The 12,539-nt window shown below is 67.5% G+C and carries 10 protein-coding genes; 7 read left to right on the top strand and 3 right to left on the bottom strand.

All coding sequences use genetic code 11. From position 1 onward, the window contains the following. The first annotated feature begins 58 nt into the window (after positions 1 to 58). A complete protein-coding gene (locus LV28_RS29290; RefSeq protein ID WP_048806433.1) occupies positions 59 to 1,642 on the top strand; it encodes a class I adenylate-forming enzyme family protein in 1,584 nt (527 codons plus the stop codon). 37 nt (positions 1,643 to 1,679) lie between these two features. Here LV28_RS29290 and xerD read toward each other — a convergent pair whose 3' ends face one another. After that, the gene (gene xerD / locus LV28_RS29285; protein WP_306630162.1) at positions 1,680 to 2,792 is read right to left on the bottom strand and encodes a site-specific tyrosine recombinase XerD; all 1,113 of its coding nucleotides are present in this window, start codon (positions 2,790 to 2,792) and stop codon (positions 1,680 to 1,682) included. Further along, positions 2,789 to 4,069: a tRNA epoxyqueuosine(34) reductase QueG gene (gene queG / locus LV28_RS29280; RefSeq protein ID WP_081326819.1), complete on the bottom strand. Its 1,281-nt coding sequence runs from the start codon at positions 4,067 to 4,069 to the stop codon at positions 2,789 to 2,791. The genes xerD and queG overlap by 4 nt, the downstream gene beginning before the upstream one ends. 8 nt (positions 4,070 to 4,077) lie before the next feature. On the opposite strand from queG, the gene tsaE reads away from it, so the two are divergent. Both tsaE and LV28_RS29270 read left to right on the top strand, forming a co-directional pair. Then, positions 4,078 to 4,611, top strand: a complete 534-nt coding sequence (gene tsaE / locus LV28_RS29275; RefSeq protein WP_023872138.1) for a tRNA (adenosine(37)-N6)-threonylcarbamoyltransferase complex ATPase subunit type 1 TsaE — start codon at positions 4,078 to 4,080, stop codon at positions 4,609 to 4,611. Beyond that, a complete protein-coding gene (locus tag LV28_RS29270) occupies positions 4,593 to 6,053 on the top strand; it encodes an N-acetylmuramoyl-L-alanine amidase (protein WP_115344393.1) in 1,461 nt (486 codons plus the stop codon). Before tsaE ends, LV28_RS29270 begins: the two co-directional genes overlap by 19 nt. 122 nt (positions 6,054 to 6,175) lie before the next feature. Here the strand turns inward: LV28_RS29270 and LV28_RS29265 are convergent, their stop codons facing one another. Continuing rightward, positions 6,176 to 6,844 (bottom strand): VTT domain-containing protein, encoded by a 669-nt coding sequence (locus LV28_RS29265; protein WP_023594535.1) that lies wholly within the window; start codon positions 6,842 to 6,844, stop codon positions 6,176 to 6,178. Positions 6,845 to 7,299: 455 nt separating this feature from the next. On the opposite strand from LV28_RS29265, the gene mutL reads away from it, so the two are divergent. The 4 genes from mutL (at position 7,300) to LV28_RS29245 (ending at position 12,401) form a co-directional block, all read left to right on the top strand. After that, entirely contained in the window at positions 7,300 to 9,243 is a 1,944-nt protein-coding gene (gene mutL, locus LV28_RS29260) for a DNA mismatch repair endonuclease MutL (protein ID WP_038618561.1), read from the top strand. A 7-nt stretch (positions 9,244 to 9,250) separates the two neighbouring features. Continuing rightward, complete coding sequence (gene miaA / locus LV28_RS29255) at positions 9,251 to 10,198, top strand: tRNA (adenosine(37)-N6)-dimethylallyltransferase MiaA (protein WP_038618564.1); 948 nt, start codon at positions 9,251 to 9,253, stop codon at positions 10,196 to 10,198. A 303-nt stretch (positions 10,199 to 10,501) separates the two neighbouring features. After that, the gene (locus tag LV28_RS29250; RefSeq protein ID WP_369798679.1) at positions 10,502 to 11,347 is read left to right on the top strand and encodes an ABC transporter permease; all 846 of its coding nucleotides are present in this window, start codon (positions 10,502 to 10,504) and stop codon (positions 11,345 to 11,347) included. Position 11,348: 1 nt separating this feature from the next. After that, positions 11,349 to 12,401, top strand: a complete 1,053-nt coding sequence (locus LV28_RS29245) for an ABC transporter ATP-binding protein (protein ID WP_038618567.1) — start codon at positions 11,349 to 11,351, stop codon at positions 12,399 to 12,401. Positions 12,402 to 12,539: the final 138 nt, after the last annotated feature.

The following is a 12,539-nucleotide window of genomic DNA, read 5'->3' as shown; positions in this document are numbered from 1 at the left end:
CGACGTCCCTGCCCCTGTCTTCTCTGCCCGATGGCGCCGGGCGCATTACAATGCGCCCATGTCAGCCCCTACCGACACCTCAGACGCCCCCGCCATGCCGGACTCGGACACGTCAGTTGCCGCGTTGCTCGCGACGCTTCCCGCCCGCATCGACGCCCTGCCCGCGCGCATTGCCGCGCACGCGCCCGCACGCGTCGCGCTGATCGACGACTTCGGCCGGATGACCTACGGCGAACTCGCGAACGCCGTGGCCGCGAGTGCGGACCGACTGCGCGCGCATGGCGTGCGTGGCGGCGATCGCGTCATGATCGTTGGCGAGAACGGCATCGCGTATGTGGTGCTGCTTCTCGCCGCGGCGTCGCTCGACGCATGGCCCCTGCTGTGCAACGCCCGCCTGTCGTCGGTCGAGCTGAGCGTGATCCGTGCGCATGCACGCCCGCGCTGCGCCATTTACGCCATCGACGCCTCGCCCGACGCGGCGGCCCACGCGCGTGCCGACGCCGCGAAGGTCGCATGGACCGAGCTCGCGCTGGGCGCCGTCGCGATGTCCGACATCGATGCCGAGAGTGCCGCCGAGCCCGTCTCGGCCGATCCGGCTGCGCAATGCGCGGCGCTCATCTATACGACGGGCACGACAGGCACGCCGAAGGGCGTGCGCCTGTCGCACCGCAACCTGATGTTCATCGCGGCCGTGTCCAGCACATTGCGGCGCGTGAGCGCCGACGATGTCGCATACGGCGTGCTGCCGATTTCTCACGTCTACGGCCTCACGTCGGTGTGCCTCGGCACGCTCTACGCGGGCGGCACGCTCCGACTGGCCGCGCGCTTCAGCCCGGAGGCCGTGCTCGACTCGCTCGCCCACGACGGCCTGACCATCCTGCAAGGCGTGCCTGCCATTCACGCGCGACTGATGGCGCACGTGGCAACGCAGGGGGTACCGCTGGTCGCGCCGCGGCTTCGTTTCGTCTACTCGGGCGGCTCCCCGCTCGACGCCGCGCTCAAGGCCCGCGTCGAAGCGTTCTACGGCCTGCCGATCCATAACGGCTACGGGCTCACCGAGAGCAGCCCCACCGTGTCGCAGACGCTGCTCGATGCGCCGCGCGACGATTGTGCCGTCGGGCCGGTCATTCCGGGCGTGGCGGTGCGAATCGTCGATCGCGACGGCCGCGACGTGCCCGACGGCGAGGTCGGCGAACTGTGGGTGCGCGGCCCGAACGTCATGCTGGGCTACTATCGCGCGCCCGAGCTGACGGCCGCCGCGGTGAGCGCCGACGGTTGGCTACGCACCGGCGACCTGGGGCGCCGCGCCGCCGACGGCGCGCTTTTCCTCGCCGGACGCGCCCGCGAACTGATCATTCACTCCGGTTTCAATGTCTACCCGATCGAGGTCGAACAAGCGCTCGCGAGCCATCCGGACGTCCTTCAGGCCGCCGTGCTCGGTCGCGAACACGAAGGTAACGAACAGGTGATTGCGTTCGTGGAGGCGCGCCCGGGTCATGTCATCGATGAACCGGGCCTGGCGGCGTGGGCGGCGCAGCGCCTCGCGCCATACAAGCGCCCGGCGCAGATTCGGGTGCTCGACGCCCTGCCCGCCGCATCGACCGGCAAGGTGCTCAAGCACAGGCTCAAGGCATTGCTCTGACGGGCCCCGCGCGCCACCTCGGCGTGCGCGCGCCGGATCAGCCTCGCGGGTGATGCTGCGCGTGCAGCGACTTGAGGCGCTCGCGCGCGACGTGCGTATAGATCTGCGTGGTGGAGATGTCGGCGTGACCGAGCAGCAACTGCACCACGCGCAGGTCGGCGCCGTGATTGATCAGGTGTGTGGCGAACGCGTGGCGCAACGTGTGCGGCGAAAGCGGCGCGCGAATGTCCGCCTGCGAGGCATAGCGCTTGATCAGATACCAGAACGCCTGCCGCGTCATGCCCTCGCCACGCTGGGTAACGAACAGCGTGTCGCACGCGCGCCCGGCAAGCAGCACGCCCCGGCTCTCGGCCAGATAACGCGTGAGCCATCCATTCGCCTCCTCGCCGAACGGCACGAGCCGCTCCTTCGCACCTTTGCCGAAAATGCGCAGCACCCCCTCGTTCAGGCCCACTTCGATGGTCTTGAGCGAGACCAGTTCCGACACGCGCAACCCGCTCGCGTACATCAATTCGAGCATGGCCCGGTCCCGCAGGCCAAGCGGCTGGGTGAGATCGGGAGCGGCGAGCAACGCTTCGACCTGCGCTTCCGACAATGTCGAGGGCAGCCGCTGCGCGCGCTTGGCCGAAGCGATGCGCAGACACGGGTCCTGCTGTGCGATGTGCTCGCGCAAGGCCCATTGATAGAACCGCTTGAAGACTGACAGACGCCGGTTCACGCTGCTCGCCAGACTGTCGCGCCGCCACGCGAGGTAGGCGCTGAGCGCCGCTTCGTTCACGCCGTCGAGCGACGTGTCGCGCGTCGCGGCCAGCCACTGCGCGAAAAGACGCAAGTCGCGCCGATAGGCGTCGAGGGTGTTGCGCGAGAGACCGTCTTCGAGCCAGAGCGTGTCGCAGAACTGATCGATGAGCGCGGCGCTGCGACGGTAGGTCGCGCCGTCGGCATCGAAGGCGAGCGCGGCGGCCTCGCGGTCGTGCCCATCGTGCCTATCGTGCCCATCACGACGGTCGGCCTCCTCGGCGCCGGACGCTGCCTGCTCGAAGGGTTCCCCGGCCTCGTCGAAGGCGTCTGGCCCCGCGCCGAAATCGGCGTCCACGTCGTCGTCAGCGTCGTCGTTGACATGCATTGGCGGAAGTGTGCGCTGGGTCAATCGGTGACTCCTTCCTGAGCCAGTGCCCATTCGATGTGCTCGCGCACCAGGGCGCTGGAATGATCGCGTCGCGCGAGCAAGGCGTCGCGCAATGACGTACGAGCGCCGGCGTCGGCCGTCTCGCGCAAGGCGTTGCCTAGCCCGACCGCCAGATTGCGCAGCCACCGCTCATGTCCGATGCGCCGGATCGGACTACCGGCCAGCTTCTGCGTGAATTCGGTTTCGCTCCATGCGAACAGCTCGACCAGCGAGGCGCGATCCAGACCGTTGCGCACGGCGAAATCGGGAACCGAGGCCGGTTGCGCGAACTTGTTCCACGGGCAATAGAGCTGGCAGTCGTCGCAACCGTAAATCCTGTTGCCCAGCTTGGCGCGCAACGGCTCGGGAATCGCACCCTTGTGTTCGATCGTCAGATACGACACGCACAGCCGCGCATCGACACGGAAGTCCTCGGTGATGGCGCCGGTGGGACATACGTCGCGGCATCGCCGACACTGCCCGCAGTGTTCGCCGCGCTGCAACGCTCTCGCCCCTGCGTCGCCGCGCGAGCCATGCGCATCGCGGGGTGCGATCGCCGCGTCGACATCCACCGGCAGCGGCAGATCGACCAGGATTTCGCCGAGGAAGAAGAGCGAACCGGCGTCGCGCGAGAGCAGCAGCGTATGCTTGCCGCGCCAGCCAAGGCCAGCCTTCTGCGCGAGTTCGACTTCGAGGACGGGGGCGGAATCGGTAAACGCCCGGTAGCCAAACGGCCCGATCGCCGCGCTGATCCGGTCGGCCAGCTGCTGCAGGCGATTGCGCACGACCTTGTGATAATCGCGCCCCCGGGCGTAGAGCGACACCACGGCTTCGCCCGGCACGGCGGCGCGCGCGGCCTCGCGCTCGCGCCAGGTCGCGGTATCGGTGTCGCTGGGCAGGTAATTCATACGCACGGAAATCACGCGCACGGTGCCAGGCACCAGTTCGGCGGGGCGCGCGCGCTTCATGCCGTGCGTGGCCATGTAGTCCATATCGCCGTGACAACCGTCGTCGAGCCACTGTTGCAGGCCCGGTTCGGCGTGCGAGAGATCGGTGTCCGTGATGCCGACCTTGTCGAACCCCAACTCACGTCCCCACTCGCGAATTTGTGCGACAAGCGCGCTCAGGCGCCCGACATCGAGCGCGAGAGATGTCGCATTGTCGCGCGATGACGACACTTCCGAAGCGTTCGGAGGCGTCGATGGCTCGACTTGTGCGGCGGTAGCGGGGAAAATCACGGAAGCTTTCATCGACTCCATTTTACGCAATGCCCGCCATGTCCGATTCTTCGGCGCCGCCCCCGCTGGGCGAGCGCGTTTTCGCGTTGCCGGACGAAACCGCCACCGAAGCGTTCGCGGCGGCCCTCGCGCGCGTGATCGTGGCCCGCATGGCGCACACCGACGCGGCGCATGCGGGCCTTCACGTGCAACTCTCGGGCGACCTCGGCGCGGGTAAAACCACACTCGTGCGGGCGCTGCTGCGGGCGCTGGGGCACACGGGACGCGTCAAAAGCCCCACCTACGCGCTGTGTGAACCCTACAACATCGACACACCAAATGGCGTGTTGCCGGTCTATCATTTCGACCTGTACCGCTTTGCCGATCCGGCCGAATGGCATGACACGGGCTTTCGCGAGCACTTCGCGGGCGACGCGCTGTGCCTGGTCGAGTGGCCGGAAAAAGCCGATGGCCTGCTCGGCACCCCCGATTTGCGCCTTTGGCTGGAACCCGTGGGCAACAGCCGCCGTCTGACGACGAGCGCCTACACGCCGGCGGGTCTTGCTTGCCTGAACTCATGCTGATCAAACGCTTTGCCCGAACCGATGACGCCTCATCGCCCAATGCCGGCCGACGCCGAGCACTGCGCGCGGGCGCATCCACACTGATCCTCGCCCTTGCGGGACCCCGCCTCGCGCGCGCCAACGCCATCGTGGCGGTGCGCGTCTGGCCGGCCAAGGACTACACGCGCGTCACGCTCGAGACCGACAACCCGGTCAAGTTCCAGCAGCAGTTGATGGAGAGTCCGAACCGTTTTGTGATCGATCTCGACGAGGTCGATCTGAGTCCGACGCTGCGCGATCTCGTCTCCAAGATCCAGCCGAACGATCCGCAGATCATGCAGGTGCGCGTGGGGCAGTTCAAGCCCGGCGTGGTGCGCATGGTCTTCGACCTGAAGGCCGGCGTGAAGCCGCAATCGTTCACGCTGCCGCCGGTGGCCGGCTACAAGTACCGCACGGTGTTCGACCTGTATCCGGCCGTTGAACCCGATCCACTCATGGAGTTGCTCGCGAAGTCCAGCCGCAAGGCCGAGGCGCTCGCGCAGAACCCGCCGCCTGCCGCCCCGGGTGCCGGGTCGGGCACGCCGAGCACGGAAGAGAGCGAGGCGTTCTTCCAGCGTTATGCGCAGCGCGAGCCCGGCCCGCGTGCGTCACGTCCGACGCCGGCGCCGGACAGGACGCCGCCGCTCGCCCAGCGCGGGAACGAAAGCGACGACGGCCTGCCCACGCCGCCCGCGCGCGGGCCGAAGACGGCACGCCTGCTCACCATCGCCATCGACCCCGGTCATGGCGGGGAAGATCCGGGCGCGATCGGCAGCAGTGGCACGTACGAAAAGGTTGTGGTGTTGCAGATTGCCAAGCGGCTGCGGGAGAAGATCGACGCCCAGCCCAACATGCGCGCCATGATGACCCGCGATGCCGACTTCTTCGTGCCGCTCGGCGTGCGCGTCCAGAAGGCGCGCCGCGTGGACGCCGATCTGTTCATGTCGATTCACGCCGACGCGTTCACGTCGCCGTCGGCCAACGGCGCCTCGGTGTTCGCGCTGTCCGAGCGCGGCGCCACGAGCGCGACGGCGCGGTTGCTGGAGAAGACGCAGAACGCTTCCGACCTGATTGGTGGCGTGAACATCAAAACCAACGACCGGGCGGTGGCGCACGCGCTGCTCGACATGTCGACGACCGCGCAGATCCGCGACAGCAAGGTGTTCGGCACGGCACTGCTCGCCGAGATCGGCACGGTGGCGGACCGCCTGCACAGCAAGCATGTCGAGCAGGCGGCCTTCGCCGTGCTCAAGGCCCCGGATATCCCGTCGGTGCTGGTCGAGACGGCCTTCATCAGCAACCCCAGGGAAGAGCAGTCGCTGAACGATCCCGCCTACCAGGAACGGCTCGCCAACGCCCTGCTCAAGGGCATCAAGGCCTACTTCGCGAAGAATCCGCCCCTCGCGAAGAACCGCACGGCCTGACGCCAAGCGGCGAGGGCAAAGAAAAATGGCGCGTCCGGTTTCCGGATGCGCCATCTTTTTTGGGTCACGCCGCGCGCGCTGCCGGCCGGATTCGACCGGCCCGCACCGAGGTGCGCCTTGCCTTACTCGCCCTGACGTTGCGGCTCGCGGCGGCGACCGCGCGTGAACATCTTCCACAGCGCGCCGAGCGCGATCGGCACGACGGCGGCCGAGATCCCCACCAGCACGATGACGTTCAGGTATTGCTTGACGACCGGGAGATTGCCGAACAGGTGACCGCCGCCCACGAGCAGCGTCACCCAGATGGCCGCGCCGATCACGTTGTAGAGCTGGAAGCGTGCCCACGACATGGCCGACACGCCCGCCACGAACGGGGCGAACGTACGCACCACGGGCACGAATCGTGCCATCACGATCGTCTTTCCGCCATGGTGTTCGTAGAAGTCGTGGGTCTTGCGCAGCGCGTCGCGATCGAGAAATCGCCAGTTCTTCTCGTAGACGCGCGGCCCGATCTTCGAGCCGATCCAATAGTTGAGCGTGTTGCCGGTCACGGCCGCGATGAATAGCAGCGCGCCGAGCAGCCACGGATCCATGGCACCGGTGGCCGCGAAGGCGCCGCCGATGAACAGCAGGGAATCGCCGGGAAGGAACGGAAACAGCACCAGCCCCGTCTCCACGAACACGATCATGAACAGGAACAGATACACCCAGTTTCCGTACTGATCGATAAACACGCCCAGATGTTTATCGATATGGAGCACCATCTCCAGCAATTGCACCAAAGTATCCAAGACGATTCCTCAAGATAAAGGACGCCGGCCCGTCCCTGCGGGCGCACGACGAGTCGCATCATACCAGCGCGGCCGTCGGGCGTCGTTAAGTCTGCATGACGGCCGGAGCCGGTCGGGTCATGCGGTTTCCATGCCATCGTGCGGCGCGTGCCGGCGCGTCCGCCCGACGACCCACCCAACCTTCCCACGGTTTCCCGCGACTTCCGGCGTTGAGCGGCCAGGCGGTTCGGGTGGCTCAGACGGGGCTGATCTTCCGCCACCACCTTCGCACACGGAAATTAGTTGCGAATTAAGAAGGGTATCGCAGGCTGAAACGGCGGGGACCAATGTGTTTGAGGGCAACCTTTATAATGGTTCCCATGTCTGCCACCCCGACCCCCGCCCCCGCAGCGCAAGACCCGGCCGCCGTGCCCGTCGACGCCACACCCGACGCTCCCGAGCGCCGCCCCGGCCCCATGCCGGCGGCCCTCGCGCCGGCGCGCGCCATCCGCGTGCTTCCCGACCAGCTGATCAGCCAGATCGCCGCCGGCGAGGTGGTCGAACGCCCGGCCTCCGTGGTCAAGGAATTGCTCGAAAACGCCCTGGACGCGGGGGCCCGCGCCCTCCAGATCAAGCTCGAGGAAGGGGGTGTACGCCGCATCGCCATCACCGACGACGGCGGCGGCATGTCCGCCGAGCAGTTGCCGCTCGCGCTCACCCGGCACGCCACCAGCAAGATCCGCACGCTCGACGAGCTCGAATCGGTGCTCACCCTCGGGTTCCGGGGCGAGGCGCTTGCGTCCATTGCGTCAGTCGCCCAACTCACGCTGTCGAGCCGGCAGATCGACGCGCCGCACGCGACCGCCATCGACGGCAACACCGGCGCGCTGACGCCGGCGGCGGGCCCCGTAGGCACCACCGTCGACGTGCGCGACCTGTATTTCAACACCCCCGCACGCCGCAAATTCCTGAAGACCGAGCAAACCGAATTCGGCCATTGCATGGACGTGATCCGCCGCAGCGCCCTGGCGCGCCCGGACGTCGGCTTCTCGATTCTGCACAACAACCGCGCGGTGGAGCACTGGAATGTGTCGGACGCGGCCACGCGCGTCTCGCGCGTGCTCGGCAGCGACTTTGCCGGCGCCCATCTCGCGCTCGACGAAGGGGCGGCCGAGCTTCGCCTGTCCGGTTTCGTCGGCCTGCCCACGGCCAGCCGAGGCCGGGCAGACCAGCAGTTCTTCTTCGTCAACGGCCGCTTCGTGCGCGACAAGCTGCTCACGCACGCCGTGCGCGCTGCCTACGAAGACGTGCTTCACGGCGACCGCTATCCCGCCTACGTGCTGTATTTCGAACTGCCGCCGCAGCTCGTCGATGTGAACGTCCACCCATCGAAGATCGAAGTGCGATTCCGCGATGCGCGCAGCGTGCACCAGTTCGTCTTTCATGCCGTGCAGCGTGCGCTCGCGCGCGCAGCCGGTGGCGGCGGTGCCACGCACGCCGCGCACCTCACGGACACCGGCGGCCTTGCCGCCGGTCCCGGCGCCATCGCGGGCGTGGGAGGTTTCGGTAGCGCACGCCCGGGCGGCGGCTTCGGCACGCCCGGGGGGAGCAGTTGGAATTCGCGCGTGCAGCAAGGCACGCTGCCGGTGGCGCAGCCGCTTTCCGTCTATGACAACCTGTTCGGACGTGCCGCGCCGCCCGCACCGCGCCCTTACGGTCAGCCTGGCCAACCGGGCCAACCTGGCCAACCTGGCGTCACGCATGTCTCGGACGCCCCGGCAACGCCATACGGCAATGCGAGCGGGCCCGGCGACACGCAGGGCGCCACGGCGCCCGACCAACCGCTCGGCTTCGCACTCGGACAACTGCACGGCATCTACATCCTGGCGCAGAACGACCACGGGCTGGTGCTCGTCGACATGCACGCGGCGCACGAGCGCATTCTTTACGAGCGCTTCAAGCAGGCGCTGCTCGAGCAAAGCGTACCGGTGCAGCCCCTGCTCATTCCGGTAACGTTCTTCGCCGATCCGGTGGAAATCGGCACGGCCGAAGAGCATCAGGAAACGCTCACCGCGCTCGGCTTCGACCTCGCGGCCATCTCGCCGACGACGCTTGCCGTGCGTGCCATTCCCGCGCTGCTCGACGGCGCCGACGCTCAGGCGCTCGCACGCGCGGTGCTTGCGGACCTTCGCCAGTACGGCGGCTCGCGCGTGCTCACGGAGCGTCAGCACGAATTGCTGGGCACGCTCGCGTGCCATACGGCCGTGCGCGCCAACCGCCGCCTCACGCATGAAGAGATGAACGCGCTGCTGCGCCAGATGGAAGCGACCGAACGCGCCGACCAATGCAATCACGGGCGCCCCACCTGGTACCAGCTCACGCTCGGCGACCTCGACAAATTGTTCATGCGCGGACGTTGAGCGGTTCATGAAGGCACACTCCCCGATCGTCTGCCTGCTGGGCCCCACGGCATCCGGCAAGACCGCCGCCGCCCTGGCGCTCGCGCAGGAGACACCATTGGAGATCGTCAGCGTCGATTCCGCGCTCGTCTACCGCGAGATGGATATCGGCACGGCGAAACCCAGCGCCGCCGAACTGGCGGCCGTTCCGCATCACCTGATCGACATCATCGATCCGCGCGACGCCTACTCCGCCGCGCAATTCCGCGAGGACACGCTGCGTCTGGTCGACGAGATCGCGGCACGCGGACGTCGTCCGCTGCTCGTCGGCGGCACGATGCTGTACTACAAGGCGCTCACGCATGGCCTGTCGCCGCTGCCGTCGGCCGACGCCGCCGTGCGCGCCAGGCTGGACGAAGACGCCGCGCGCATTGGCTGGCCCGCGATGCACGCCCGGCTCGCGAGCGTCGATCCCGCGACAGCCGCGCGCCTTGCCCCGAACGACGCGCAGCGCGTCCAGCGCGCGCTGGAGATTTTCGAGCTGTCGGGCAAGCCGATGTCGCAGTGGCTTGCCGAGCAGGCGCAGTCGTCGCGCACGTCACCCGGACATACGTTCGTGCCGGTGGCCCTCGAGCCCGGCGATCGCTCGGTGCTGCATGCGCGCATCGCCGAGCGGTTTCGGCTGATGCTCGCCGCGGGCTTGGTCGACGAGGTCGAACGCCTGCGTGCGCGCGGCGATCTCGATCCCGGCTTGCCGTCGATGCGCTGCGTCGGCTACCGACAGGTGTGGGAATACCTCGACGGCGAAACGGACTATGACACGATGCGCGACAAGGGCATCTTCGCCACGCGTCAGTTGTGCAAGCGCCAGCTCACGTGGCTGCGCTCGATGCCTGAGCGACACATCGTCGACTGCACCGCCGCCGACGCCTCACAACGCGCACTCGCCACCGTGCGCGCCCTCTGGCGAGACTGAAAAGCGGCGCGGCCGCGGCTTCCCGGCGGCATGCCACGTGGCGCGCTGCGCGGCATCCCCGTTGCATTCGCGCACCCTTCCACGGTGCGAAACAGGATGCGAAACAGGATGCGAAACAGGATGCGAAACAGGGTGTGAAACACGCGCCGCCCGACTCGGTTGAAACCCTGACAGCTTTCCGGTTTGCATGTCGATTTTGATATGCTAATTTGCATATCAACGTTTCGAGCAATGCAAATTTGCATCGAATCCACGATACCGGGAAGGACGCCAATGACGCAGACTTCGATGGAGCCGAGCGGGATGACGGGCAACGTGCTGCCACGCCCCGCCGGTCGACCGCGGCGTGTGCCGCTCGCGAGCTGGGCCGTGCGCGCCGGGGTGACGCTGATTTACCTGTTCATGCTCAGCCCGCTGATCTTCGTGGTCTGGCTGAGTTTTTTCAAAGACGCGATCATCACCTTCCCGCCCAGCGGTTACACGGTCTCGTGGTATCTGAACGCCTGGCGCAATGCCGCGTTTGCCGACGGCTTCCTGCTCTCGCTGCAACTGGCCGCCTGCGCCGCCATTGGCGGCGTGATTCTCGGGGTTGCCGCCTCGCTGGCCCTCGCGCGCTACCGCTTTCCGGGACGCCGCACGCTGGGCAACGTGCTGCTGCTGCCGCTGGTGGTGCCGGGCATCGTGGCCGGCATCGCCGCCTACCTCTTCTACCTGCGCGCCGAAAACGCGCTGGACATGGACATCGTCGGCACGTTCGGTGGTCTGGTCATCGCGCACATCTGCCTGACCATTCCCTGGACGATGCGACTCGTGGGCGCGAGCCTCGCGCAAATCGACGGCACCATCGAGGAGGCCGCGCGCAATCTCGGCGCGGGGCCGTGGCGCACGCTGTGGCGTGTCACGCTGCCGATGCTGCGCCCCGCCATTGTCGCGGCGGTGTTGTTCAGCTTCATCGTGTCGTTCGAGAACCTCGAACTCACGCTGCCGCTGGTAGGCCCGGGCAAGACCACGTTGCCCATCGCGATCATGCAGTACCTCGAATTCAATCTCGATCCGACGATTGCGGCGGTCTCCGCCGCGCAGATCGTGCTGCTCGGCATCGTCATGCTGATCACCGATCGCTTCGTCAAACTCAGCCAGGTGATCTGACATGGCCAACGTTTCGCTGCGCGGACTGCGCAAGCAATACGGCAACGCCGCTGCCGTGACGGACTTCTCGCTGGAGATCGCCGAAGGCGAGCTCGTCGCGTTCCTCGGCCCGAGCGGCTGCGGCAAGACCACCACGCTGCGCATGGTGGCGGGCTTCGTCGAGCCCACGGCGGGAGAAATATGGATCGGCGGCAAGGAAGTCTCGCGCCTGCCCCCGCATCGCCGCAACACGGGCATGGTGTTCCAGCGCTACGCCCTCTTTCCGCACATGACCGTGGCCGAGAACGTGGCGTTCGGACTGGAGATGCGGCGCGTGTCGAGCGCCGATCGCGCCGCGCGCATCCGCGAAGCCCTCGACATGGTGCGGCTGTCCCAGCTGGCCGACCGCTACCCGCGCCAGCTCTCGGGCGGTCAGCAACAGCGCGTGGCGATCGCCCGCGCGCTGGCGATTCGTCCCGACGTGTTCCTGCTCGACGAACCGCTCTCGAACCTCGATGCCAAGCTGCGCACCGAAGTGCGCGAGGAAATTCGCGCGCTCCAGCGGCGTCTGGGCCTCACCACGATTTTCGTCACCCACGACCAGGAAGAGGCGCTCGCGATTGCCGATCGCCTCGCCGTCATGCATGACGGCCGCGTGCAGCAGATCGGCACGGCCGACGCGCTCTACGAACGCCCTGCGAATCCGTTCGTGGCGAACTTTCTCGGCAAGATGAATTTCCTCGCCGGTCAGATGCACGACGGCCACTTCGTGACGGCCCGCGGCGAACGCCTGGCGCTCGCGAGCGCCACACCGGACGCGCGCACGCTGGGTATTCGCCCCGAACGTCTGCGCCTGAGCGACGCGCCGGCGCACGACGAGACGTCCATGCCCGTGACGGTCGATCAGACGATCTATCTTGGCGCCACGCTGGAGCTGCGCCTGAAGAGTCCGCAAGGCGAGACGCTCGTGGCGCATGTGCCCAACACGGCTCGCGACGACGCAGGCCGTTACGCTCCGGGACGCGCGCTCAAGGCGTGCTTCGCGAGTACGGACTGTCTGTTCTTCAACGCCTGACGGCCGCCGACCGCCGACCGCACTGGGTCGCCACGATGTGCCGCTTCGATGCAATAACGCGCGGCGACCTTGCCGACGATCCGATATCCGTAACGCACGCACCACACCACCACACGCAGGCTTCTCGCTCCATACCCC

Source organism: Pandoraea pnomenusa (assembly GCF_000767615.3).
In the GTDB taxonomy this organism is placed as follows: Bacteria; Pseudomonadota; Gammaproteobacteria; order Burkholderiales; family Burkholderiaceae; genus Pandoraea; species Pandoraea pnomenusa.
The sequence above is the reverse complement of the archived record's forward strand: the minus strand, read 5'-3'. Positions and strand labels throughout refer to the sequence as shown.

Excerpts from the sequence above, each read along its gene's own strand:
- mutL (WP_038618561.1), top strand. The coding sequence starts at position 7,300 with ATGCCGGCGGCCCTCGCGCCGGCGCGCGCCATCCGCGTGCTTCCCGAC.
- queG (WP_081326819.1), bottom strand. The coding sequence starts at position 4,069 with ATGGAGTCGATGAAAGCTTCCGTGATTTTCCCCGCTACCGCCGCACAA.
- LV28_RS29245 (WP_038618567.1), top strand. The coding sequence starts at position 11,349 with ATGGCCAACGTTTCGCTGCGCGGACTGCGCAAGCAATACGGCAACGCC.
- miaA (WP_038618564.1), top strand. The coding sequence starts at position 9,251 with ATGAAGGCACACTCCCCGATCGTCTGCCTGCTGGGCCCCACGGCATCC.
- LV28_RS29250 (WP_369798679.1), top strand. The coding sequence starts at position 10,502 with ATGACGGGCAACGTGCTGCCACGCCCCGCCGGTCGACCGCGGCGTGTG.
- tsaE (WP_023872138.1), top strand. The coding sequence starts at position 4,078 with ATGCCCGCCATGTCCGATTCTTCGGCGCCGCCCCCGCTGGGCGAGCGC.
- LV28_RS29290 (WP_048806433.1), top strand. The coding sequence starts at position 59 with ATGTCAGCCCCTACCGACACCTCAGACGCCCCCGCCATGCCGGACTCG.